We start from the raw sequence: 23,132 nt of genomic DNA on the forward strand, positions 1-23,132 counted from the left end.
GTGACAGGGGTCGGCGCGAAGGCCTGTAAACCGGGGTTTAGAGCAGTCCTGCAGGTGCAAATGAGCTGATATGACCTGTGTAGATCCCCTGTGGGAGGGGGCTTGCTGTGGTGAGGAGGCTTATCCCCCCGACGGGTTCACTGAGGATACGGGGGGCCTGCTTCGCAGACCGGCGCGGGGCAAGCCCGCTCACCACAGCAAGCTCCTCCCACATTTTTTGATCGCCCGTGTGTTTGAGCTGAGCTGATTCGACCCTCCTCCACCGTCATCCAACGGTCACATCCATCTGCTGTGCTGGCGCCCACCACTCATTTGCCCAAGGACCTGCGGCCATGTTTTCCGTGCTCAAGCCCCACCGCTGGAAACTCTCGTTGCTGCTGATCGCGGCCAACCTCGGGCTGATCCTGCACCTGGCCTGTGGCGAGTTGAAAAGCGTCAGCGAATGGGTGTGGCTGGATATCTTCGGCGAAGGCGGTTCCGCCCTGCTCGCTCTGGTATGGCTGGGCCTGGTGCTCAAAAGCCGCCCCGCCGGGCGCGTCACCAATTACCTGGCGCTGGGCCTGTCGTGCATCTTTTTCTCCTGGTGGATCGACAGCCTCGACGAATTTATCCGCCTGCCCGACAGCATCACCTGGGACCATTGGCTCGAGTCCGGGCCGATGCCGGTGGGCATGATCCTGCTGACCATCGGCATCTACCACTGGCACCGCGAACAACTGGCGATCAGCGCGCAGATGGAAAAGCGCGAGCGCTTGTTCCGTGAACATCGACTGTTCGACAAACTCACACCGCTGGCCGGCGCCGACTACCTCAAGCGCCAGTTGGCCGACAGCCTGCAGGACAGCCGCGAGCAGCAACAACCGCTGTCGCTGCTGGCCCTGGACCTGGACAACTTCGCCGCCATCAACCAGGCCTACGGGCATGCCGAGGGCGACGCGGTGTTGCAGGCCCTCAGCCATTTGCTGCTGCTCAACCTGCGCCGCCAGGACCTGCTGTGCCGCCTGGCCGGCGACCGTTTTGTGGTGCTGCTGCCCAATACCGGCGAGCGCCAGGCCAAGGAGCTGGCGCTGGAGTTGCAGCAAGCGGTGCGCGGCCTGGCCCACAAGACCCGGCAACAGGGCGAACGCCTGCAACTGGCGGCGACCACCGCCGTGGTCATGGCCCTTGAAGAACCGCCCCAGGACTTGCTCAAGCGCCTGAACCTGGCATTGGCCAGGGCCAAGCAACCCCTTGCGAAAAGTGCCTGAGATGGCCGTGAAAACCAGCTGGTATGAAGCCGACAGCCGCTTTATCCCAGGGCATTACCAACCCGCCACGCTGATCGACCTGGCCTTGTCCCGCGACATCGACAGCCATCGCCTGCTGCGCGGCACCGGGCTGTTTCACGAGGACATCCTGGCCGGCACCGCGCACCTGAGCCCGCAGCAGTTTTTCGGCTTGATCGGCAACAGCCGCAAGTTACTGGACGCCGACGACAGCAGCTTCCTGTTTGGCCAGCGCCTGCTACCGGGCTATTACGGCGCCGCCAGCCACGCCCTTGGGCATGCGCAGAACCTGCACCAGGCCCTGGAGATCCTGATCCAGCAACAGGTGCTGCTCAGCCCGTTGGCCACCCTGCAACTGGAGCTGGATGAGCACCACGCCTACCTGTACTGGCTGGACAGTTGCGGCGCCGGCGAACACTGGCGCTTCCTGCTGGAAGCCAGCATGACCTCGCTGGTTGCCATGAGCCAATGGCTCAGCGGCGAGCGCCTGCCGTGGGCGTGCAGTTTCAGCCATGCCGAACCGCGTTATATCGAGCAGTACTGGGTGCATCTGGGCGAAGACACGCGCTTCGAGCGCCCGCTGGACATGATGACGATCCCGCGCGAATACCTCACCCGCACCTGGCCGGGCGCCTCGACCACGGCCGGCCAGGTTGCACGTCGGCAAGCCCGCGAGCAGATCGAGCAGCTGGGCTTTGCCGGCAGCTTTCTCGACTGCCTCTACGAGTACCTGCGCGACCAGGTGCGCCAGCCGCCCAGTCTCGAACAGGCGGCCCAGGCCTTCGCCATGAGCCCGGCGACCCTCAAGCGCAAGTTGCACAAGCACGACACCGGTTTTCAACAGCAGGTGGACCGAGTGCGCAAGCAGGTGGCGTTGCACCTGTACCAGGTCAAGGGCTACAGCAATGATGAAGTGGCGGCGTACCTGAACTTCAACGATGCGGCGAATTTCCGGCGCTCATTCAAGCGCTGGACCGGCAGCACCCCGAACCTGATCCGCCAGCTGTTCAACAGCCGCTAGCCAGGCGTTCGCGCAGAAACTCCACCAGCGCCTGCACCGGCCGTGAGCTTTGCCGATGCTGGGGATACACCGCCGACAGGGTCAGGGCTTCGGGGGCAAAATCATCGAGGAGCGTGACCAGCCGGCCGTCCTTCAAGGCGTCGCCGACGATGAAGGTCGGCAGGTAGGTGACGCCCAGGCCGGCGACGGCGGTATCGCGCAGCAACTCGCCGTTATTCACGCGCATACGGCCGGTGACATTCAGTGCTTGCAGCTTGCCTTTGAAGCGCCATTGCACCTGGCGGCCATGGCCGTAGGGCAGGCAGTCGTGTTCGGCGAGGTCTTCGGGTTTAAGCGGCGTACCGCGCAGTGCCAGGTACTCGGGGCTGGCGCAATACACGCGCTCGATGCTGGCGATACGGCGAGCGATGAGGGTGGAATCTTCCAGGGTGCCGATGCGCAGCACCAGGTCGTAGCCCTCACCGATGAGGTCCACCGGGCGGTCGCTGAGGTCAACTTCCACCGACACCTGGGGATGGCGCTGCAAGAACACCGGCAACAGGCAACCCAGGTGCGCCATGGCGAACGACAACGGCGCACTCAGGCGAATGGTGCCGCGCGGTTCACTGTTCTGGCCGGCGATACCCTGCTCCACTTGCTCGACTTCACCGAGCAGGCGCAAGGCGGACTCGTAGTAACTCTGGCCCAGGGGCGTGACATCCAGGCGGCGCGTGGAGCGGTTGAGCAGGCGCACGCCGAGGCGATCTTCCAGCTGGATCAGGCGGCGGCTGACGAATTGCTTGGACAGGCCCAATTGTTCAGCGGCGGCGGTGAAGCTGCCGGATTCCATGACCTGGCAGAACAGGCGCATGTCTTCGAAGGGGTTCATTGTCGCTTCTCGGTAGACGATGGGCTGTTTTATAACTGGATGGTCGCAACACCACAAATCAAATGTGGAAGGGGGCTTGCCCTAATGCCAGTCAGTTAAGGCTTTTTGTAGGAGCGAGCTTGCTCGCGAAAAACTCAAAGGCGCCGCGTTCATTCAGGAAGCACGCGTTATCGTTGACGTTTTTCGCGAGCAAGCTCGCTCCTACAGGAGGCGATGTACGCTTAACTGACTAGGCATTAGGGCTTGCCCCCTCCCACATTGATCACCTACAGGCTGAGAACAACTTACTTGGCCGTAAACGCCGAGTAGCTGTTCATCAGGTTGCGGTAGTTGGGGATGCGCGGCGACAGCAGGTTGGCCAGGCCTTCCATGTCGTTGCGCCAGTCCACTTGCAGCTCGCAGGCCACGGCGAACCAGTTCACCAGTTGCGCACCGGCGGCGGTCATACGCGCCCAGGCGGCTTGTTGCACGGTTTCGTTGAAGGTACCGGAGGCGTCGGTGACCACGAACACCTCGAAGCCTTCGTCGAGGGCGCACAGGGTCGGGAACGCCACGCACACGTCCGTCACCACACCGGCAATGATGATCTGCTTACGACCGGTAGCCTTGACCGCCTTGACGAAATCCTCGTTGTCCCAGGCGTTGATCTGGCCAGGACGGGCAATGTACGGCGCGTCCGGGAACAGTGCCTTGAGTTCCGGCACCAGTGGGCCGTTGGGACCGCCTTCAAAACTGGTGGTCAGGATGGTCGGCAGGTTGAAGAACTTCGCCACGTCGGCCAGGGCCAATACGTTGTTCTTGAATTCGTTGGGGGAGAAATCCTGCACCAGGGAGATCAGGCCGGTCTGGTGATCCACCAACAGCACCACGGCGTCATCTTTGTTCAAGCGCTTGTAAGTCATGGGTTAACTCCTTTGTGGGTTTAGGTATCAGAACGCAAAGCACGAGCAGCCAAACGCCCCCCAGAAACCCTGGAAGTCGCTGACCGGCACGCTGGAAAGGCGCGCCTTTTCGTGGCTGTGGGAATGCACGCCGCACGGGCCGCTGCATTGGTGAACTTGAGCCTGCACAGGCGAACTCGGACGCCAGTGCCCCGGCACCTTGACCACCGGCGACCAGTCCGGCAGCACGGGCACCCGCGGCGGTGCAAAGTCTTCGAAGTCGCCGGCGCCGTAGACCACCTTGCCGCCAACCACGGTGAGCACCGATTCGATCCACTTGATGGCTTCTTCATCGACGCTGAAAAAGTCCGCCGACAGCGCCGCCACGTCCGCCAATTGGCCGACCTTGATCTGGCCTTTCTTGCCCTGCTCGGACGAGAACCAGGCGCTGCCATGGGTGAACAGTTCCAGCGCGGTCAGGCGCGGCAGGCCTTCGGCGTGCAGCTCCAGGCCACCGACGGTGCGGCCGCTGACCATCCAGTACAGCGAAGTCCACGGGTTGTAGCTCGAGACCCGCGTGGCATCGGTGCCCGCCCCTACCGGCACGCCTTCGGCCAGCATGCGCTTGATCGGTGGCGTGGCTTCGGCGGCCTTGGCGCCGTAGCGCTCGACAAAATATTCGCCCTGGAACGCCATGCGGTCCTGGATCGCGATACCACCACCGAGGGCGCGGACCCGCTCGATATTCTTCGGGGTGATGGTTTCGGCATGGTCGAAGAACCACGGCAAGCCATTGAACGGGATGTCGCGGTTGACCTTCTCGAACACATCAAGCATGCGCGAGATGGACTCGTCATAGGTGGCATGCAGGCGGAACGGCCAGCGCTGCTCCACCAGATGGCGCACCACCGGTTCCAGCTCCTGCTCCATGGTCAGCGGCAGGTCGGGACGGGGTTCGAGGAAGTCTTCGAAGTCGGCGGCCGAGAACACCAGCATCTCGCCGGCGCCGTTGTGACGCAGGTAGTCATCGCCCTGGTGCAGGGTGACGCTGCCGGTCCAGTTCTTGAAGTCGCTGAGTTCTTCCTTGGGCTTCTGGGTGAACAGGTTGTAGGCGATGCGCACCGTCAACTGTTCATCCTTGGCCAGTTGTTCGATCACCGCGTAGTCATCGGGGTAGTTCTGGAAACCACCGCCGGCATCGATGGCGCTGGTCAGGCAGAGACGATTGAGTTCACGCATGAACTGGCGGGTGGAGTTGACCTGGTATTCCAGCGGCAGTTTCGGGCCTTTGGCCAGGGTCGAGTAGAGGATCATCGCATTCGGCCGCGCCACCAGCATGCCGGTGGGGTTGCCGTGGCTGTCGCGCACGATCTCGCCGCCCGGCGGGTTCGGCGTGTCCTTGGTGTAGCCGGCCACGCGCAGGGCGGCGCGGTTGAGCAAGGCACGGTCATACAGGTGCAGCACGAACACCGGGGTATCCGGTGCGGCCTGGTTGAGTTCTTCCAGGGTCGGCATGCGTTTTTCGGCGAACTGGAATTCGTTCCAGCCACCGACCACCCGCACCCATTGCGGCGTAGGGGTTCGGTCGGCCTGCTCCTTGAGCATGCGCAGGGCATCGGCCAGGGACGGCACGCCTTCCCAGCGCAGCTCGAGGTTGTAGTTCAGCCCGCCACGGATCAGGTGCAGGTGCGAGTCATTGAGGCCAGGGATCACGGTACGGCCCTTGAGGTCGATGACCTGGGTGCCGCTGCCACGCAGGGCCATGGCCTCGCCATCGGTGCCGACGGCAACGAAGCGCCCCTCGCGGATGGCGACGGCAGTTGCCCGCGGGTTTTCCCGGTCCACGGTGTGGAACTGGCCATTGAACAGAATCAGATCGGCGTTCATAGGGTTTCCTTTACAGAGGCTTCAAGCCAGGGAGCGAACAGGCGGGTGGCCGCCGGCATCAGCAGGTAGACCACCAGCAGGACGATGGTCACGGTGACCAGGAAGGTGGAGACCACGTAGTTGGACAGGAACGGGTGCAGACGCAGGATCGGCCCCCAGATAAACGGCAACAGCAAGGTCTGCGGCAAAATTACAAACAGGCTGACCACCGCCTGCTTCCAGCGCGGCGGCTTGGCGGCGCTGTCGGCCAGGGGCGTGAACCAGAATTCGTTGAGTGCACCGATTTCGGTCTTGTCGCCGTCGGCCAGCATCGGCGTGGCTTCGGCGATCAGGGTTTTGCGCTCGGGTGAATTGAGCCAGGTTTCCAGGTCATCGGTAGAGCGGTAGCGCAATACGCAGGTGAACAGCGCCAGGCCGTTCTGTTTGCTGCGCACGACGTCGACACCGAGGTGGCCGGGACGCTCGCCGGCGATGCGCACGGTGCGGCGTAGCCAGGCTTCGTAGTCGGCTTCGCGGCCGGCCTTGATCAGGTGTTTGACGACCAGGGTGACGACTTCGTCGGGCCCTGTCTGTGGTGCTGGGTCCATGGTATGCCCCTCTGCCTTGAAATTTCAGCGATGAGGGGAGTTTGCCGAGGACAGCGTCAGGAAAATTGCATGTACGTGCTGTTTGAGGGGGATGGCTGGAAAGGGCTCACCAGCCTTCTTTCAGCATGCACAACTCCAGGTGCTGCAACAGCATGATGGTCTTGCCGTCGGCGATCTCGCCGCTCTGCACCATGGCCAGCGCGCGCTCAAAACCCAGCTCCAGCACCTCGATGTCCTCGCCCTCCTCTTCCAGGCCGCCGCCATGGCCGACCCGGTCCCCCGGCTGGTACTCGCCGAGGAAAAAGTGAATCCGCTCAGTGACCGACCCGGGGCTCATGAACGCCGCATAGATCTTCTCCACATGCCCGACGCGATAACCGGTTTCCTCCTCCGCCTCCAGGCGAATGCGCTCTTCGGGGCTGGCGTTGTCCAGCAACCCCGCCGCCGCTTCAATCAGGTAACCGGGATAGTCATTGACGAAGGTGGGCATGCGGAACTGGCGAATCAGCAACACGGTGCGTTGCTCGCGGTTGTACAGCAGGATGGTCGCGCCATTGCCGCGGTCATACACCTCGCGGGTCTGGGCTTGCCAACTGCCGTCGCGGCGACGCAGGTCGAAGCTGTATTTTTTCAGCAGGTACCAGTTGTCCGAGAGGGTTTCTTCGGCGGTGATGCGAACGGGGCTGTTGTCCATGGTCAGTCCTTTGCTCAAAAGAGCGCGAGCATGTCGCGCTGGCATCAATGGCGTCAAATGCTGTAACACTTTGCAAGCAATCGCCGTGGGCGGCCGTCGAATTTATACCTGCCTGTGTAGGCCATCTGGTAAAACCCCCACTTCACCTTTGCCCTGGAATCTTCATGCCCTCTCGTTTTCTATCGCGCCTGAGCCTGCGCTGGTTTCCCCTGCTGTGCATGGCACTGTTGATCGTCGGCCTGCCCGTGGGCTGCGCGGTGCTGCAACACAAGGAGCGCGAGTTGGTGTTTCGCATCGAGCCCGGCACCGCCAGTTGGTACAGCGGCTTACCCAAGGCGGTGCAGGAATTCGAGCTCAAGCCCGCCAGTTTCAAATCGGGGCAGAACATTCATGGCTGGTGGTACCCGGCAGCCAACAAGGACGCGCCGGCGATCCTCTACCTGCATGGCGTGCGCTGGAACCTCACCGGGCAGCTGTTTCGCATCGAGCAATTGCACGCCCTGGGTTACTCGGTGCTGGCCATCGACTATCGCGGTTTTGGCCAGAGCCACGGCGAGCTGCCCTCGGAAACCACGGTCTACGAAGACGCGCGCATCGCCTGGGAACGCTTCCAGGTGCTGCAACCGGACCCCGGCAAGCGCCTGATCTACGGGCACTCACTCGGCGGCGCGGTAGCCATCGACCTGGCCGCCGAACTGGGCAAGCAAACGCCACTGCCGGTACGTGGGCTGGTCATCGAATCCACCTTCACCTCCCTGGCCGATGTAGCCGCGGCGGTGGCCAATACTTCGCTGCCGGTGCGTTGGTTGCTGTCGCAGAAGTTCGACTCCATCGACAAGATCGCCGATATCCATATGCCATTGCTGGTGGTGCATGGCCTGGATGATCGCTATGTGCCGCCCCGCTTCAGCGAGCAACTATTTGAAGCGGCCCGGCAACCCAAACGCCTCTTATTGGTGCCGGGTGCCAGCCACAACAACAGCATGAGCCTGGCCGGTCGCAGCTATCGCCAGGCACTCGACAACCTGATGCAAGCGAAGATGCCCGCCCAGGTTGTCACCCACGCAACCGGCCGTGACAACGAGTCATAAATCCGTTTTTCGGCACTGGGTTCGCGCTTGGCTGTCAAGCGCAAACCCTGCCCATACTGGCCCTCGCCGGCAGTTGATCAAATATTAACCTTTGGTTAAATCGCCAACCCTGCCGGGCGTTCGCAAAGTTATCCACAGAGATACCCACGGTTTTCGTGGACAACTCTTTTTATTTTTTTACGATTTTTTTGCTGATTAAACGATTTTTGGAAATGTACCCGGCAGCAGAATCTCGCGATTCACATCGCGTATATCGTTATAGCCACACAGCGCCATCGACACGTCCAATTCACGGGCGATGATCTCGAGCGCCTTGGTCACCCCTGCTTCGCCCATCGCGCCCAGACCATACAAATGCGGGCGACCGATCATGGTGCCCTTGGCGCCGAGTGCCATCGCCTTGAGCACGTCCTGGCCGGAGCGAATGCCGCCGTCCAGCCACACCTCAATGCGCTCGCCCACCGCGTCGACAATCGCCGGCAACTGGCTGATGCTCGACGGCGCACCATCCAACTGGCGGCCACCGTGGTTGCTCACCACCAGTGCATCCGCCCCGGAATTGGCAGCCAGGCGCGCGTCTTCCACATCGAGGATGCCCTTGATGATCAGCTTGCCGCCCCAGCACTGCTTGATCCATTCCACATCGTCCCAGCTCAGGCGCGGGTCGAATTGCTGGGCGGTCCACGATGACAGCGAACCCATGTCCGCGACGCCCTTCACATGCCCGACGATATTGCCGAAGCCACGCCGCCGGGTACCGAGCATACCCATCACCCAGCGCGGCCTGGTGGCCATGTTGAGGAGGTTCGGCAAGGTCAACCTGGGCGGTGCCGACAGGCCGTTGATCAAATCCTTGTGACGCTGCCCGAGGATCTGCAGGTCCAGGGTCAGCACCAGTGCGTCCACACCGGCCGCCTTGGCACGTTCGATCAATTGCTCGACAAAGCCACGGTCGCGCATCACATACAGCTGGAACCAGAACGGCTTGCCGACCTGTTCGGCGATGTCCTCCAACGAACAGATACTCATGGTCGACAAGGTATAGCGCAGGCCAAACGCGGCGGCGGCCCGGGCGGTAAGAATCTCGCCATCGGCATGTTGCATGCCCGCCAGACCGGTGGGGGCCAAGGCAACGGGCATGGCCATGTCCTGGCCGAGCATGGTGGCGCGGATCGAACGTTCATCGATATTGCGCGCCACGCGCTGGCGGAATTTGATCCGGGCAAAATCGCTTTCATTGGCGCGGTAGGTGCTTTCAGTCCAGGACCCGGAATCGGCGTAATCGTAGAACATCCGTGGCACCCGCTTTTGCGCCAGCTTGCGTAAATCTTCGATGGTTGTAATCAACGACATCTAGGTCACCTCTCCCTGAACTGAGCGCAGAGAGTAACCGCCCCACGGGTGGGCAACCAACCATTGCGTTTATATCGACTGCAGACTAATCTCGCACAAACCCGCAAAAAAGCGCACAAACATGCACAACACCCATCACGCCATCGACCTGCCTTCCCTGCGCAAACAAAAGATCCTGTTACTGCTGGAACGCGACGGCAAAGTCACTGCCTCGGAGCTGGTGGAGCACTTCGCCGTGTCCCAGGACACCATCCGCCGCGACCTCGGCGAACTCGCCGCCGCCGGCCTGTTGCAGCGCGTGCACGGTGGCGCCCTGCCCCGGCCCAAGGACACCGGCAAGGACTTCTTCACCCGCGTCGGCGAGACCAATGAAGCCAAGCGTCAACTCGCGCAACTCGCCGCCGACCAGGTGCAAGACGGCCAGATCGTGCTGTTCGATTCCGGCTCCACCACCTTGCAGATCGCCCAGTCATTGCCGCATTCGATCCGCCTCACGGTGGTCACGCCATCACCGATGATCGCCATCGCCCTGGCCGACCACCGCGATGTGAAAGTGATACTTGCCGGCGGCCAACTCAACCCGGCCACCTTGTCCACCAGCGGTCACGAGGCGGTGCGCCTGATCCAGGGCATCAAGGCCGACCTGCTGTTTACCGGGGTATGCGCACTGCATCCGCAAGTGGGCATCAGCTCGCTGCATTTTGATGAAGTGGCGGTCAAGCAGGCCCTGCTCGACAGCGCCTCCCATGTGGTGGCGGTGACCATGGCCGACAAACTGGGTGCGGTTGAACCGTTTGTGGTGGCTCCGTGCAACCGTATTCACACGTTGATCACGGAGTGGCATGTGCCGAGTGTGGAGGCGTATGAGCAGTTAGGGTTGGAGGTGTTGCGGGTCGAGGTCGAGTAGGTACAGGGCATCAAATGGCGGTGTGGCTGGCAGGCTTTTTTTGTGGTGAGCGGGCTTGCCCCGCGCTGGGCTGCGAAGCGGCCCTAAAACCAGTCACCGCGTTCAGGCAGGCAGGATAATGGCGGTGGCCTTATGAGGGGCCGCTACGCGCCCCAGCGCGGGGCAAGCCCGCTCACCACAAAAAAAGCCCGCTCACCACAAAAAGCCTGCTAGCCACAACAAGCCTGCTCACCACGACAGCACCTTGGCCGCATCGCGCATGAAAATCTCGATGGTCTTGGGCCCCACGCCGTCAAATTCACCCAGGCGCTGTTCGAACGCCTGGCGGTTTTCGCTGGCACTGCGGATGTGGCTGATCTTGCCGGCGTACTCGGCGTTCAGCTTGGCACTCAGGTCCAGCAGGCGCTGTGCGGTGCTTTCGTCGTACCGCACGTAGTGGCCACGCCCCAACATCGCCACCAATTCCTTGGAGGTGCAATGTTGCAGCTTGCGCGCCGTATCGCGCCCCTCTTCCTCAACGATCACCTTGTAGGCCTGCGCCGCAATCGGCGCCTGGACGCGCTTGCCCATCAGGAAGCTGGCGACAAGCCACTTGAACAGGCTGGCGTCATCCCCAGGCTTGAGATCGATGCCCAGTTCAGCCGCTGAAATAGACTTGGCCATGCTCAGTGCCCCAGCTTGCGCTCGGCATCATCCGCCCGTTCGTTGATGGCGTCGGCCTGGCGTTCGGTGTCCTTGATCGAGGTGGGTGTCAGCACTTTGTCGACGGTTTCGGTGCTGGGATTCGGGCGTTCCAGTGGCTGGCCCTTGGCGGCTTTATCAGTACCTTTTTGCGCCTGTTCGGAACTGATCGGGTCTGGGGTTTTATCGGCAGTCACAGTGAAATCTCCTGGCAGTTGAAGGCTCGCGAAAGCGGCGGGCACTTACGCAGCAGAGGCCTGTGAATGTCGATAGTTCAAGGAAATTGCCGCGGACAAACAGGAACAAAAAAATTTAAACCTTTTGCCCCGGCCTCGGCTCAACAGTCAGGTAACGGCATCCCGCCACTTTCAAGGAGCTCCATCATGACCACTCTGCTGATGAAACAAATGGGCCTGACTTTCGTACTGGTTGCGGGCGCAATATCCAACGCCATGGCCGCCACCTCCAACAGCTTCGTCGATGACGCAGCCCAAGGCGGTATCACCGAGGTGGAAGCCGGCAAACTGGCCCTCGAAAAAAGCAGCTCGGCCGACGTGAAGACGTTTGCCCAGCACATGGTCACCGACCATACCAAGGCCAATCAGGAACTGATGGCCCTGGCAAAAAAACTCGACATCGAAGTGCCGGATGACGCGGCCCTGACTGACAAGGCCAAGAAAGCCATCCTGGAACTGCGCGACGAATCATTTGACAAGGCCTACGCCAACAACCAGGTCGACGCCCATGAAAAAACCGTCGAGCTGTTCAAGAAGGAAGCTGCTTCCTCGGACAATGCCGAGCTGAAAGCCTTCGCCACCAAGACGCTGCCAACCCTTGAAGCCCATTTGAAAATGGCCAAGGAGCTGCAAGCCAAGCACGACCATTAATTCATTCCTGACTCAAGGAGACATTCGATCATGAGTTCGCAACTCAACGGCAAGAAGATTCTGGTCATCACCTCCAACACCGGCATCGAGCGCGACGAACTGCTCAAGCCCCTGGAAGCACTGCGCGGCTATGGCGCCACGGTGACCCACGCGTCCAGCAAAGGCGGCTCCACCCAGACCTTTGTCGGCGACACCGAAAAGGACAAAACCGTGGAATCCGACGTGCAACTGTCGGACGTGGCCAGCAGCGACTTTGACGCCCTTGTGATCCCTGGCGGTACCGTCAATGCCGATACCCTGCGCCAGGACGCGGCGGCGCTGCGCCTGATCAAGGGCTTTGCCCAAGCCGGTAAAACCATCGCGGCGATCTGTCACGGCCCATGGACGCTGATCGACGCCGGCGTAATCAAGGGCAAGACCCTAACCTCGTACAAAAGCGTGCGCATCGACCTGGAAAACGCTGGCGCGGCCGGGTGGGTCGATACCGAAGTCAAGCAATGCCAGGCCAATGGCTGGACCTTGATCACCTCGCGTACACCGGACGATCTGCCTGCTTTCAACGAGGCGATTGCCCAGGCTGTCGCTGGTTGAACCGCCAACATTGAACGCAAACAGGCGCCTTTCGGCGCCTGTTTTGCTTTACCCCTGCCACTCAGCTTTTACGCTGTTCCGGCATCTCCCGCTTGGGCCCGAACATGGCCCATGCAATCAGGCCCAGCAGCGGTACGAAGATCAGGATCACCAGCCATAAGCCCTTGGTCTCCCAGCCACTGGTGCTGCGCAATACGATATTGATCGCCCACAATTCCAAAAGCAGCAGAACTACCGCCAACGCAATCCAGATATATTGAATTTCCATGCTTCACCTCCTAGGTCGTATGCGTTAGTTCAAGCATCGGCCGCGAGGGTTCATTTAAATTTTCCTGGGTGGTGGAATGCAACGTGCCCCCAGGCCGACCATGCAACCTGCACGACAGGCACTCTCTCCAATCCTCTTCAACCAATTGAATTAAAAGGCCAATTTAAAATCGCTCAAGTTGGTACGCCTGATGCACCACTGCACGGGACGAGGCGTGCATATCGACGCGCCCTGAGTTTCCCGTGAGGTGTCACCGATGAATGCCATTGACCTGCTCAAAGCCGACCACGAACGCGTAAAGGCCCTGTTGACTCAATTGAGTGAGTCCACCGAACGCGGGGTGAAAAAGCGCACGGAGCTGCTGGCCAAGCTGGAAGCGGAAATCAGCCTGCACACCAGGCTGGAAGAAGAAATCCTCTACCCGGCGTTCAGAAAGGCCGGCGGCAAGGAACAGGACATCATGTACCACGAGGCCAAGGAAGAGCACCGCACCGTCGACGCCCTGGTGCTGCCCGACCTGAAGCAGACCGAACCGTCGACCACCGAGTTTTCCGGCCGCGTCAAGGTGGTCAAGGAATTGCTCGAGCACCATATCGAAGAAGAGGAAACCGAGATGTTCCCTCAGGCCAAAAAACTGCTCGGCAAGGCGCTGCTTGAAGAGTTGGGCGCCGAAATGGAAGCCATGAAAGCGGCGCATAAAAAGTCGCAATCAAGCAAGCCCATGGCGGCTTGATCGAGGCAGGACCGGAGCCTGGCATTCATCCAGGCTCCTGATACATCTACACGATAGGGGATAGCGTCATGAAGACCAGATCGTCCCAACGGATTGTGCTTATCGTCGGCCTGTCAGCCCTGCTCTCCGGCCCCGCCCTCGCCGCCTTTGGCGATAACCCGGAACCTGCCGCCAACGCCTTGAGTGGCGACAGCGCCGCCGGCTCCGCCCTGCCACCGGGGACCTACCCCAGCAGCCCCTCGGACAGCGACAAAAAAACCAAGGACACCGCCAAACCGCCGAGCAAACCCGTCAGGCCGGCTGACACCCCTAAAGACGACAAGGAAAAACCCCGCTCAGGCAGCTGACGGCTCATCCGCCACCGGCGGCTCGGGCGCAAGCCCCCAGTCGCCATGCTCGTACCAGTCATCCCCGATCATCTCGGCCGGGTGCATGGTGCGGTCGGCGCCATTGCCGCAAGCCAGGTCGGTGGCAGCACAGTAGCGATCACAGCCCCAACAGATACGTTCGGGATGCTTGGGGTGCAGCGGAAAAGGCTTGGCCATGAGTCGACTCCCTGGCGACGAACACTCCCTGCAACCTACCCCCATACAGCCTGTACAACCTTGACCGGCATCAAGCCTGGACAAGATGAAATATCCTCGGAACTTGACAAGAATCATTATTATTTACTGCTGATCTTCCTAGACTCGGGTTCTCTCTCCACACCCATCAGGAAGCCTCCATGCGTACCCCTTCTTTGCTCTGCCTTGCCCTGCTGCTGAGCACCTCCGTGGCAGTTGCCAAGGAGTATCCAATCGGCGAACCGCAACACTGCCCGGGCCTGGAAATCGGCGCGGTGTACCTCCAGCCGATCGAGATGGCACCCGCCGGCATGATGCGCGCCACGGCCGATTCCGATGTGCACCTGGAGGCCGATGTACGCGCCACGGCGGACAACGCCCAAGGGTTTCAGGAAGGCAGTTTCGTGCCCTACCTCAACCTGTCTTTCACCCTGAAGAAACAAGGCAGCGACACGCCCATCAGCGGCGACTTCCACGCCATGGTCGCCAACGACGGGCCGCACTATGGCGATAACGTCAAGCTGCAAGGCCCGGGCAAATACACCCTCACCTTCAGCGTATTACCGCCCACCGGCCACCACTCCCTGGGCCGTCATACCGACAAGGAAACCGGGGTCGCCCCGTGGTTCGAACGCTGCGAAGTGCACTACGAATTCGTCTACGCCGGCATCGGCAAAAAAGGCGGCTATTGATGCGCCGCGCCCTGTTGCTCGGCGGCCTGCTGCTAAGCGGTGCGGCAGTGGCGGCGCCGTTGCCCACCTATGAGTTGAGCCTGCAGGACGGCCACTTCGACCCGCCACAACTGGTGGTCAAGGCCGAAGAGCGTTTCAAGATCGTGCTCAAGAACATCGGCCAAGGCCCGGCCGAATTCGAAAGCACGCCGTTGCGGGTCGAGAAGGTGTTGTCTGCGGGGGTGACCACCTTTGTGGTGATCCACCCGCTCAAGCCGGGGTTGTACCCGTTCTTCGACGAGTTCAACCCACAGTTGCCCGAAGGCAGCATCCTCGCCGAATAGGAGCCGTTGATGAATCAATCGATGTTTATTGTCTGGCGTGAAAGCGTCGAGGCCCTGCTGGTGATCGGTATCCTGCAGGCCTGGATCAGCCGCCAGGCCGGCCATGCGCAACTGGCCCGCTTCCTCTGGGCCGGGGTGCTGCTGGGGTTGCTGTGTTCGGCCGGGCTGGCCGGTTTGATGCTGTGGGCCGGTGACACCATGACCGGCCCACAGGGCGAGTGGCTGCAAGCGGCGCTGACCCTGTTGGCCAGCGGCTTGATGGTGCAGATGGTGTTCTGGATGCACCGCAACGCGGCCACGCTCAAACACAGCCTGGTACGCGAGGCCGATGAGCGCCTGGCGCGCCAGGGCGGCTGGGGGGTGTTGTTACTGGCGCTGCTGGCGGTGAGTCGCGAAGGCAGTGAAACCGTGGTGTTTTTGTATGGCGCCGGGGCGCGCCTGCACGATGAGGCGCAAGGCCTGTTCGCCGTCGGCGGTGTGCTCGGCCTGGCACTGGCGGGGCTCACCGTGCTGCTGTTGCGCGGCAGTCGGCGCTTTATCTCCTGGTCACTGTTTTTCGCCCTCAGCGAGGCGCTGCTGTTGCTGCTCGGCGGCGCCTTGCTGATCGCGGCCGTGGACCGTATCAGTGGGCAACTGCTGGGCCTGGACATGCCCGAGTGGGCCTACGCCGCAGTCGGTGACAGCCGCTGGGACAGCAGCGCGCTGCTCAGTGACAGCCACGGCCTGGGCGCGCTGCTGGCCGACTTTGCCGGCTACCGCGCGGCCCCCAGCCTTATCACCGTGTTGGTACTGCTCGGCTACTGGCTGTGGGTGGGCAACGGCCTGCGTCGCGCCCGGCACGCGGCATGAGCTGGTTGCAGCAACTGGGCGATGGCATGCGCCGCCATGGGCGCTTGATCCGTGCTGCGCAATGGGTGGTGGTGCTGGTCTACGCCGTGTTGCTGGTGCTGCCCGCCGTGCTGCCGTTGCCCGATAGCCAAGCGCGCATGGTGAACAACCTGACGCTGCTCGCGCAATTTATCTTCTGGGGGATCTGGTGGCCGTTCGTGTTGCTGTCGATGGTGCTGTTCGGGCGCCTGTGGTGCGGCGTGCTGTGCCCGGAGGGTTCGCTGAGCGAATGGGCCAGCCAGCACGGGCGCGGCCTCGGCATACCGCGCTGGCTGCGTTGGGGCGGCTGGCCGACCCTGGGCTTTTGCCTCACCACGCTCTACGGCCAGTTGATCAGCGTGTACGACTACGCCCAGGCAGCATTGCTGATCCTCGGCGGCTCGACGTTGGCGGCGGTGGCGGTCGGCCTGCTGTTCGTGCGCGGCAAGCGCGTGTGGTGCCGTTACCTGTGCCCGGTGAGCGGCGTGTTCGCCCTGCTCGCCCGCCTGGCGCCGGTGCATTTCGCCGTGGATGAACAACGCTGGAAAGCCAACGACGCCCCGCGCCTGCCGCTGCCCAACTGCGCGCCACTCCTGGACATCCGCCGCCTGCAAGGCGCCAGCGACTGCCACGCCTGTGGCCGTTGCAGCGGGCAACGCGGCGCGGTGCAACTGATCGCCCGCTCATGCAATCAGGAGATTCTCCACGCGCCCCATCAACCCGGCTCACCGTGGGATGCGCGCCTGCTGCTGTTTGGCGTGATCGGCCTGGCCATGGGCGCGTTCCAATGGACCGTAAGCCCGTGGTTTATCGCACTCAAACAAACACTCGCCGAATGGCTGGTAAGCCGCGACTGGCTATGGCTGCTGCAAGACAACGCGCCCTGGTGGCTGCTCACCCACTACCCGCCACTCAACGACAGCTTCAGTTGGCTCGATGGCCTGTGCATCGTGCTGTACCTGGCTGGCAGCGCACTGCTGCTCGGCGGTGGCTGCTGGCTGCTGCTGCGCCTGGCCGCACACGCGGCGGGCGATTGCGCACTGTTTCGGCCCCTGGCGCTGACACTCACGCCCCTGGGGGGTGCAGGGCTGTTCCTGGGGCTGTCGGCGACGACGGTGAAGTTGCTGCGCTATGAAGGGTTGGCATTGACGTGGGTGCAACCGGCTCGTGCACTGGTGTTGAGCGCGGCGATTGGCTGGTGCTTGTGGTTGGGCTGGCGGCAGCTCCAGGGGCTTGGAACCCGACCGCGCTGCCTGGGGTGGTTGTGCGTACTGCTGAGTAACGGGCTGGTGGGGTGTGGCTGGTGGTTGCAGTTCTGGGGGTGGGCTGGCTGATGCATACTGATGCAAATGTGGGAGGGGCTTGCCCCCGATGGCCATAGATATCTACACAATTTTCAGAGACTGGCGAATTCCCCTGTGGCGAGCGGGCTTGTCCCGCGTTGGGCTGCGAAGCAGCCCCAAAACCAGCCTCCACAGAGTGTCTGATGCACTGCGTTCTTCCTTACTGGGGCTGCTACGCAGCCCAACGCGGGACAAGCCCGCTCGCCACAACAGCCCTATCTGCCGGGCGTTCAGCGTTGAGCCAACGTTGTAGATACCTATGGCTATCGGGAGCAAGTCGAATCGTCGCACCGCCCCTCCCACAGGCAAAGTTACACCTTGAACCGCGCCACCGTCTGATGCAGCGTCCCCGCCATTCCGGCCAGGTCATGCCCGGCAGTCTCGGTGTGTATAGCGCCCTGCAACACCTGCTGGGACAGGTTGCGAATGCCCACCAGGTTGCGATCCACTTCCCGCGCCACCAGTGCCTGTTCTTCGGTGGCACTGGCAATCATCATATTGCGTTCGTTGATCTGTGAGATGGACCGGGTGATTTCCTCCAGCGCCTCTCCCGAGCGTTGCGCCACGTTCAAGGTCGCCTGTACCCGCTCGCTGCTGCTGTGCATGGCGGCCACGGCGTGTTCGGTGTCCTGGCGGATATTGCCGATCATCTGCTCGATCTCCTGGGTCGAGACCTGGGTACGATGGGCCAACGCGCGCACTTCATCGGCGACTACCGCAAACCCGCGTCCGGCATCCCCGGCGCGGGCCGCTTCGATGGCGGCGTTCAACGCCAGCAGGTTGGTCTGGTCGGCAATGCTGCGGATCACTTCGAGCACGCTGCTGATGTCTTGCACGCGGCCGGCCAGTTGCTGGATACGCTCCGAGGTTTCCACCACGCCGGTGGCCAAGGTATTGATCGACGCCACGGTTTCCTGCACCTGCGCCTGTCCACGCTGGGCGGTCTGCTCCGACAGGCGCGAGGCTTCGCTGGTGCTCACGGCGTTGCGTGCCACCTCGTCGACAGCGGCGGTCATTTCATTCACCGCCGTGGCGGCCTGTTCGATTTCCTGGCCCTGCAACTGCAGGCTGCTGCTGGTCTGGCCGCTGACTGCGCTCAACTCTTCCGACGAGCTGGCCACGCCGTCCACCGACGTCGCGATATGGCGGACCATCTGGTTAAGGTTCTGCTGCATCTGGTGCAGGTTGCGCATCACACTGCCGTCGATACTGTTGCCCAACGGCACCTCGAGGGTCAGGTCGCCCTCGGCGATATGACTCAACACCCGCGCCACTTCATCCGGCTCGCCGCCCAACGGTCGGGTGACGCTGCGCGTGACGATCACCGCCGCCACCACCACCAGCGCCAGGCACAGCAGGAACAGCCCGAGCATGGTGCCCCGAGCCTCGTCATACAGGGTTTGCGCCGCCTGCTGGCGCTCGGCGAACAGCCGCCCCTGCATGGCCATCAGCGCATCCAGGCTCTTGAACACCTCAAGCTCGGCCGGGATCACCTGCTCTTTGAGCTGGGCCAGGCCCTGCTCGCGCGCCCCTTGCCGGATCAGCGCCTGCAGCTGGGTGAAGGCCGCCACGTAGGCTTCGCGATGAGTTTTCAAGGTGGCATAGGCGGCCTTGCCTTCGGCGGTGTCGAGCAGCGGCTCGAGGGTGGCGAACGCCTGGGTGATGCGTTCGCGCGTGGTGCCGATGGAGGCCTGGGCCTGCTGGTTATCCTGGTCGATCAGCAGGTCGCGGGTGTTGCGCCCGTTATCGCGCACACCGGTGGCTATCACCATGATCGGCGCGATCCGTGGCCAGTCCTGCTGCACGATCTGTTCGGACTGCTGCTTGAGGGTTGCCAGGTCGTGAAGGGCGTAAAACACCAAGCCGACCAGCGCCAGCGGCGCAATCGCGAAGCCGACGACAATGCGTTGTGCCGTGGTTAATTGCTTCATTGTGATAGTCCCTGATGAAAACCTGCCCGTCATGGGCAGCATCTATAAAAATCCGCTTGAGGGCGCCGATCACCCTCGCAATACAAAAGCAGGAAACAACTCGCGCAATCGGCTCCATAACTCCGGCAAGGCAGCCTGTGCCGGAGAACTCGACAATTGCGCATCGAGCATGCTGGCCGTGCGCACCATTTGCACCGCAAAGCGTTGCACGCCGTTGGCTTGCAAACGCTGGGCCAGCAACAGCAACCGAGGCGGGTCGATCAAATGCCAATGCACCGTGGTGCGGCACTCGTATTCCACGCCGCTGGCCAACAGGGTGTCGAGGCTGCGCCAGTTGGCGGCACCGCTGTGCTTGACCTGGGTAATCAACTGGCAATCCTCGGCCAGCGCCTTGACGTCAAAGCCGACCCAATCGGCATGCCGCAACGCATTGGCAAACCCTGCCGGCTTGATCCCGGCGCTGTGCAGGCCGACGCGAAACCCCATCGCCCGCACTTCATCCATGGCCGCCGGCAAGCCTTCCTGCAAGGTCGGCTCGCCACCGCTGAACACCACGGCGTCGAGCAAGTCCTTGCGCCGCTGCAAAAACAGCAACACCCGGCGCCAATCCACCTCCGTGCTACCGCGCGGCGGGATCAGGTCCGGGTTGTGGCAGTAACGACAGCGCCAGGCACAGCCCTGGCAAAACAGCACACAGGCGAGCATGCCGGGGTAGTCGAGGGTGGTCAGGGGCACCAGGCCCCCGACCCGTAGCGCTCGACTCATTGGCGCCCGGCCACGGCGGCCGTTTCAGTGAAATGCACCCGTTCCTTGTGCTCGGATTGTTTGCCGGGATTGAACGCCGACACGGGCCGGTGATAGCCCATCACCCGGGTCCAGACTTCGCAGCGCTGACGTTGTGGCTGGGATGCTTGCATGGTGAATCTCCTTGCGGGTTGGAAGATCGGTTCAGTGCGCAGCGGCCAGTGCCAGCACTTCATCGCACTTGGGACAGAACTCATGCTCACCGGCGAGGTAACCGTGCACCGGGCAGATCGAGAACGTCGGGGTGATCGTCAGGTACGGCAAACGGAAACGCCCCAACGCCTTGCGCACCAGTTGCTTGCAGGCCTGGGTCGAGGAAATCTGCTCGGCCATGTACAGGTGCAACACGGTGCCGCCGGTGTACTTGCATTGCAGTTCGTCTTGCAGCTCCAGGGCTTCGAAGGGGTCTTGGGTAAAGCCCACCGGCAGTTGCGAGGAGTTGGTGTAGTACGGCGCGACGTCGCTGCCGGCCTGCAGGATGTCCGGGTAGCGCTTGCGGTCTTCCTTGGCGAAACGGTAGGTGGTGCCTTCCGCCGGGGTGGCTTCGAGGTTGTAGAGGTGGCCGGTGTCTTCCTGGAAGCGCAGCAACGTAGCGCGCACATGGTCGAGCAGCTTGAGGGCAAATGCGCGGCCTTCCTCGGTGTGCATGCCCTGCTCGTCGCCGGTGAAATTGCGCAGCATCTCGTGCATGCCGTTGAGGCCGATGGTGGAGAAGTGATTGCGCAAGGTGCCGAGGTAACGCTTGGTGTACGGGTACAAACCGGCGTCCATATGGTGCTGGATCACCTTGCGCTTGACCTCCAGGCTTTCCATGGCCATGTCCATCAGGCTGTCCAGGCGTTGCAACAGGCCCGAGGTGTCGCCCTTGAACAGGTAGCCGAGGCGCGCGCAGTTGATCGTCACCACGCCCAGGCTGCCGGTCTGCTCCGCCGAACCGAACAACCCACCGCCGCGCTTGAGCAGCTCGCGCACGTCCAATTGCAGGCGGCAGCACATCGAGCGCACCTGGTTGGGTTGCATATCGGAATTGAGGAAGTTCTGGAAATACGGCAGGCCGTAGCGCGCGGTCATCTCGAACAGGCGGTCGGCGTTCTCGCTGTCCCAGGGGAAATCGTGGGTGATGTTGTAGGTGGGAATCGGGAAGGTGAAGACCCGGCCCTTGGCATCGCCGGCCTGCATCACTTCGATGTAGGCGCGGTTGATCAGCTCCATTTCCGCCTGCAGGTCGCCATAGGCAAACGGCATTTCCTCACCACCGATCACCGGCACCTGCTCGCGCAGATCCTCCGGGCACACCCAGTCGAAGGTCAGGTTGGTAAACGGCGTCTGAGTGCCCCAGCGCGACGGCACGTTGAGGTTGTAGATGAACTCCTGCACCGCCTGGCGCACCTCGGCGTAACTCAGTTGGTCCTTGCGCACATAGGGCGCCAGGTAGGTATCGAACGAGCTGAACGCCTGGGCGCCGGCCCATTCGTTTTGCAGGGTGCCGAGGAAGTTGACCATCTGCCCCAGGGCGCTGCTCAAGTGCTTGGGCGGCCCCGCTTCGACACGGCCCGGCACGCCATTGAGGCCTTCGTGCAGCAGCGAACGCAGCGACCAGCCGGAGCAATACCCGGCGAGCATGTCGAGGTCATGGATATGCAAATCCGCCTCACGGTGCGCGCGGCCGATCTGCTGGCTGTAGACCTCGTCGAGCCAGTAATTGGCGGTGACCTTGCCCGACACGTTCAACACCAGCCCCCCCAGGGAGTAGCCCTGGTTGGCATTGGCTTGCACGCGCCAGTCTTCGCGGTCGAGGTATTCGTTCATCGAGGTGGCGACTTCCACCAGGGTCTTGCGGTCGCGACGCAGGCGGCCGTGTTGTTCGCGGTAGACGATATAGGCGCGCATGGAGAGGAAGTAGCCGGCGTCCATCAGCACGCGTTCGACGCTGTCCTGGATTTGTTCGACGTCCAGGCGTTCGATGCCCCTCAGGCGGGCCAGGACAGCGCCCAGTAACAGGTCGACGTCGGCCTCCTGGTACTCGCCGGTAGCGGTACCGGCGGCGGTCAGGGCGTGGTGGATTTTTTCGGCGTTGAAGGGGACCAGGCTGCCGTCGCGTTTGTGTAGGCGGGTGCTGACCAGCGGGGTGAGCGTGTTTTGCATTTTCCGGGCTCCAGGCACTACATATAGATTAAATAACAACTTAAAACACAACATGCAGTGATATTACGGAGACTGGGTTTTGCTTCCCTTGATCGGGGTCAAGCTTTTTTGATTGGGTACATATCCGTTATTTAGGTAACGGCGGCCTATGGTTCCGCTCTTACAGCGGGTCACTTTGGAAAAGAGCCCCAAAGTAACCAAAGGGCTCTTGCCCCAACACTCGGTGCCTCGCCTAGGCTCGGCATGCCCTCACTCCGGCTTGAATCCGTGGGCCGCCGTCATGGGCCATCCTTGGCCCAGGACGGCTAACCCGGCGTCCTGCCGGGTTACCCACGGATTCAAGCCTGCGTTCGGCCAGCGTGTTTAACGGGGCGCCTAGGATCAAGATCAAAAGCCAGAGCAAAAGCAGAGCAAAAGCAGAGCAAAAGCAGGCTGAGGCCTACCTGCTGGATGGAGATCCAAATGTGGGAGGGGGCTTGCTCCCGATGAGGGTGGGTCAGTGATACATGGGTTGACTGACTCACCGCTATCGGGGGCAAGCCCCCTCCCACATTTTTAACCCAGTACACCAGACCCAACTCCGGTCGGCTCTAAGGCCGCCGCGCTTTGGCTCTTGATCTCAAATCGCCCCGTCAAACACGCTGGCCGAACGCAGGCTTTGGAGCGTGGGTAACCCGGCAGGACGCCGGGTTAGCCGCACTGGGCCATGGATGGCCCATTGCGGCGGCCCACGCTCCAAAGCCGGAGTGA

At 62.1% G+C, this 23,132-nt stretch carries 26 protein-coding genes; 12 read left to right on the forward strand and 14 right to left on the reverse strand.

Features of this window, described 5'->3' with window-relative positions; all coding sequences use genetic code 11:
* Positions 1 to 332: 332 nt before the first annotated feature.
* Together Q8X51_RS31400 and Q8X51_RS31405 are read left to right on the forward strand one after the other, a co-directional pair.
* The gene (locus Q8X51_RS31400; RefSeq protein WP_024074876.1) at positions 333 to 1,247 is read left to right on the forward strand and encodes a GGDEF domain-containing protein; all 915 of its coding nucleotides are present in this window, start codon (positions 333 to 335) and stop codon (positions 1,245 to 1,247) included.
* A 1-nt stretch (position 1,248) separates the two neighbouring features.
* Positions 1,249 to 2,286 carry an AraC family transcriptional regulator gene (locus Q8X51_RS31405; protein ID WP_065948155.1) on the forward strand — a complete coding sequence of 346 codons (1,038 nt, stop codon included), beginning with the start codon at positions 1,249 to 1,251 and terminating at the stop codon, positions 2,284 to 2,286.
* On the opposite strand, the gene Q8X51_RS31410 is transcribed toward Q8X51_RS31405, so the two are convergent.
* From Q8X51_RS31410 to Q8X51_RS31430, 5 genes are all read right to left on the reverse strand, one after another.
* Positions 2,273 to 3,154: a LysR family transcriptional regulator gene (locus Q8X51_RS31410; protein WP_065927198.1), complete on the reverse strand. Its 882-nt coding sequence runs from the start codon at positions 3,152 to 3,154 to the stop codon at positions 2,273 to 2,275. The genes Q8X51_RS31405 and Q8X51_RS31410 overlap by 14 nt on opposite strands.
* 284 nt (positions 3,155 to 3,438) lie before the next feature.
* The gene (ycaC, locus tag Q8X51_RS31415; RefSeq protein WP_027607149.1) at positions 3,439 to 4,056 is read right to left on the reverse strand and encodes an isochorismate family cysteine hydrolase YcaC; all 618 of its coding nucleotides are present in this window, start codon (positions 4,054 to 4,056) and stop codon (positions 3,439 to 3,441) included.
* A 27-nt stretch (positions 4,057 to 4,083) separates the two neighbouring features.
* Positions 4,084 to 5,922, reverse strand: a complete 1,839-nt coding sequence (locus Q8X51_RS31420; RefSeq protein ID WP_407694710.1) for an amidohydrolase — start codon at positions 5,920 to 5,922, stop codon at positions 4,084 to 4,086.
* Positions 5,919 to 6,509 (reverse strand): antibiotic biosynthesis monooxygenase, encoded by a 591-nt coding sequence (locus Q8X51_RS31425; RefSeq protein WP_407694709.1) that lies wholly within the window; start codon positions 6,507 to 6,509, stop codon positions 5,919 to 5,921. The genes Q8X51_RS31420 and Q8X51_RS31425 overlap by 4 nt, the downstream gene beginning before the upstream one ends.
* Positions 6,510 to 6,615: 106 nt before the next feature.
* Positions 6,616 to 7,203 (reverse strand): NUDIX domain-containing protein, encoded by a 588-nt coding sequence (locus Q8X51_RS31430; RefSeq protein ID WP_065927216.1) that lies wholly within the window; start codon positions 7,201 to 7,203, stop codon positions 6,616 to 6,618.
* Positions 7,204 to 7,367: 164 nt separating this feature from the next.
* Between Q8X51_RS31430 and Q8X51_RS31435 the strand changes: the two genes are divergently transcribed.
* Positions 7,368 to 8,294, forward strand: a complete 927-nt coding sequence (locus tag Q8X51_RS31435; RefSeq protein WP_065927200.1) for an alpha/beta hydrolase — start codon at positions 7,368 to 7,370, stop codon at positions 8,292 to 8,294.
* Positions 8,295 to 8,489: 195 nt separating this feature from the next.
* On the opposite strand, the gene Q8X51_RS31440 is transcribed toward Q8X51_RS31435, so the two are convergent.
* Positions 8,490 to 9,647 (reverse strand): alpha-hydroxy acid oxidase, encoded by a 1,158-nt coding sequence (locus Q8X51_RS31440; RefSeq protein ID WP_065927201.1) that lies wholly within the window; start codon positions 9,645 to 9,647, stop codon positions 8,490 to 8,492.
* A gap of 121 nt (positions 9,648 to 9,768) precedes the next feature.
* On the opposite strand from Q8X51_RS31440, the gene Q8X51_RS31445 reads away from it, so the two are divergent.
* The gene (locus Q8X51_RS31445; protein ID WP_065927202.1) at positions 9,769 to 10,554 is read left to right on the forward strand and encodes a DeoR/GlpR family DNA-binding transcription regulator; all 786 of its coding nucleotides are present in this window, start codon (positions 9,769 to 9,771) and stop codon (positions 10,552 to 10,554) included.
* Positions 10,555 to 10,782: 228 nt separating this feature from the next.
* On the opposite strand, the gene Q8X51_RS31450 is transcribed toward Q8X51_RS31445, so the two are convergent.
* Positions 10,783 to 11,217, reverse strand: coding sequence for a DNA methylase (locus tag Q8X51_RS31450; protein WP_407694708.1), 435 nt, complete (start codon positions 11,215 to 11,217; stop codon positions 10,783 to 10,785).
* A gap of 2 nt (positions 11,218 to 11,219) precedes the next feature.
* A complete protein-coding gene (locus tag Q8X51_RS31455) occupies positions 11,220 to 11,432 on the reverse strand; it encodes a hypothetical protein (protein WP_137212133.1) in 213 nt (70 codons plus the stop codon).
* A gap of 186 nt (positions 11,433 to 11,618) precedes the next feature.
* On the opposite strand from Q8X51_RS31455, the gene Q8X51_RS31460 reads away from it, so the two are divergent.
* Entirely contained in the window at positions 11,619 to 12,122 is a 504-nt protein-coding gene (locus Q8X51_RS31460) for a DUF4142 domain-containing protein (protein WP_065927205.1), read from the forward strand.
* Between the two features lie 30 nt (positions 12,123 to 12,152).
* Positions 12,153 to 12,713 carry a type 1 glutamine amidotransferase domain-containing protein gene (locus Q8X51_RS31465; protein ID WP_407694707.1) on the forward strand — a complete coding sequence of 187 codons (561 nt, stop codon included), beginning with the start codon at positions 12,153 to 12,155 and terminating at the stop codon, positions 12,711 to 12,713.
* Positions 12,714 to 12,774: 61 nt separating this feature from the next.
* Here the strand turns inward: Q8X51_RS31465 and Q8X51_RS31470 are convergent, their stop codons facing one another.
* Entirely contained in the window at positions 12,775 to 12,981 is a 207-nt protein-coding gene (locus Q8X51_RS31470) for a PLD nuclease N-terminal domain-containing protein (RefSeq protein WP_074847045.1), read from the reverse strand.
* Between the two features lie 256 nt (positions 12,982 to 13,237).
* Here Q8X51_RS31470 and Q8X51_RS31475 point away from each other — a divergent pair, with 256 nt between their 5' ends.
* Positions 13,238 to 13,714 (forward strand): hemerythrin domain-containing protein, encoded by a 477-nt coding sequence (locus Q8X51_RS31475; RefSeq protein WP_027607159.1) that lies wholly within the window; start codon positions 13,238 to 13,240, stop codon positions 13,712 to 13,714.
* Positions 13,715 to 13,782: 68 nt separating this feature from the next.
* The gene (locus Q8X51_RS31480) at positions 13,783 to 14,061 is read left to right on the forward strand and encodes a hypothetical protein (protein WP_315872041.1); all 279 of its coding nucleotides are present in this window, start codon (positions 13,783 to 13,785) and stop codon (positions 14,059 to 14,061) included.
* Here Q8X51_RS31480 and Q8X51_RS31485 read toward each other — a convergent pair.
* Positions 14,050 to 14,259 carry a DUF3079 domain-containing protein gene (locus tag Q8X51_RS31485; protein ID WP_053130271.1) on the reverse strand — a complete coding sequence of 70 codons (210 nt, stop codon included), beginning with the start codon at positions 14,257 to 14,259 and terminating at the stop codon, positions 14,050 to 14,052. The two genes, Q8X51_RS31480 and Q8X51_RS31485, sit on opposite strands and share 12 nt — an antisense overlap.
* A gap of 179 nt (positions 14,260 to 14,438) precedes the next feature.
* Between Q8X51_RS31485 and Q8X51_RS31490 the strand changes: the two genes are divergently transcribed.
* Genes Q8X51_RS31490 through Q8X51_RS31505 form a run of 4 tightly spaced genes read left to right on the forward strand, consistent with a single transcriptional unit; the run spans position 14,439 to position 17,493 of the window.
* Positions 14,439 to 14,969 carry an iron transporter gene (locus Q8X51_RS31490; protein WP_065927209.1) on the forward strand — a complete coding sequence of 177 codons (531 nt, stop codon included), beginning with the start codon at positions 14,439 to 14,441 and terminating at the stop codon, positions 14,967 to 14,969.
* Complete coding sequence (locus tag Q8X51_RS31495) at positions 14,969 to 15,292, forward strand: cupredoxin domain-containing protein (protein ID WP_137212131.1); 324 nt, start codon at positions 14,969 to 14,971, stop codon at positions 15,290 to 15,292. Before Q8X51_RS31490 ends, Q8X51_RS31495 begins: the two co-directional genes overlap by 1 nt.
* Before the next feature lie 9 nt (positions 15,293 to 15,301).
* On the forward strand, positions 15,302 to 16,141 hold the full coding sequence (locus tag Q8X51_RS31500) for an FTR1 family iron permease (RefSeq protein ID WP_407694706.1): 840 nt from the start codon (positions 15,302 to 15,304) through the stop codon (positions 16,139 to 16,141).
* A complete protein-coding gene (locus Q8X51_RS31505; protein ID WP_407694705.1) occupies positions 16,138 to 17,493 on the forward strand; it encodes a 4Fe-4S binding protein in 1,356 nt (451 codons plus the stop codon). The genes Q8X51_RS31500 and Q8X51_RS31505 overlap by 4 nt, the downstream gene beginning before the upstream one ends.
* Before the next feature lie 320 nt (positions 17,494 to 17,813).
* On the opposite strand, the gene Q8X51_RS31510 is transcribed toward Q8X51_RS31505, so the two are convergent.
* The 4 genes from Q8X51_RS31510 to Q8X51_RS31525 all read right to left on the reverse strand — a co-directional run bounded on the left by Q8X51_RS31510 (position 17,814) and on the right by Q8X51_RS31525 (position 22,382).
* Positions 17,814 to 19,433 carry a methyl-accepting chemotaxis protein gene (locus Q8X51_RS31510; protein WP_407694704.1) on the reverse strand — a complete coding sequence of 540 codons (1,620 nt, stop codon included), beginning with the start codon at positions 19,431 to 19,433 and terminating at the stop codon, positions 17,814 to 17,816.
* A gap of 69 nt (positions 19,434 to 19,502) precedes the next feature.
* Positions 19,503 to 20,198, reverse strand: coding sequence for an anaerobic ribonucleoside-triphosphate reductase activating protein (locus Q8X51_RS31515; protein WP_065927214.1), 696 nt, complete (start codon positions 20,196 to 20,198; stop codon positions 19,503 to 19,505).
* A complete protein-coding gene (nrdD, locus tag Q8X51_RS31520) occupies positions 20,195 to 20,350 on the reverse strand; it encodes an anaerobic ribonucleoside-triphosphate reductase (RefSeq protein ID WP_049712898.1) in 156 nt (51 codons plus the stop codon). Before nrdD ends, Q8X51_RS31515 begins: the two co-directional genes overlap by 4 nt.
* Before the next feature lie 31 nt (positions 20,351 to 20,381).
* On the reverse strand, positions 20,382 to 22,382 hold the full coding sequence (locus Q8X51_RS31525; RefSeq protein ID WP_407694703.1) for a ribonucleoside triphosphate reductase: 2,001 nt from the start codon (positions 22,380 to 22,382) through the stop codon (positions 20,382 to 20,384).
* Between the last annotated feature and the right edge of the window lie 750 nt (positions 22,383 to 23,132).

It is taken from the genome of Pseudomonas sp. Yb2C2, assembly GCF_052112325.1.
GTDB lineage: Bacteria > Pseudomonadota > Gammaproteobacteria > Pseudomonadales > Pseudomonadaceae > Aquipseudomonas > Aquipseudomonas marginalis.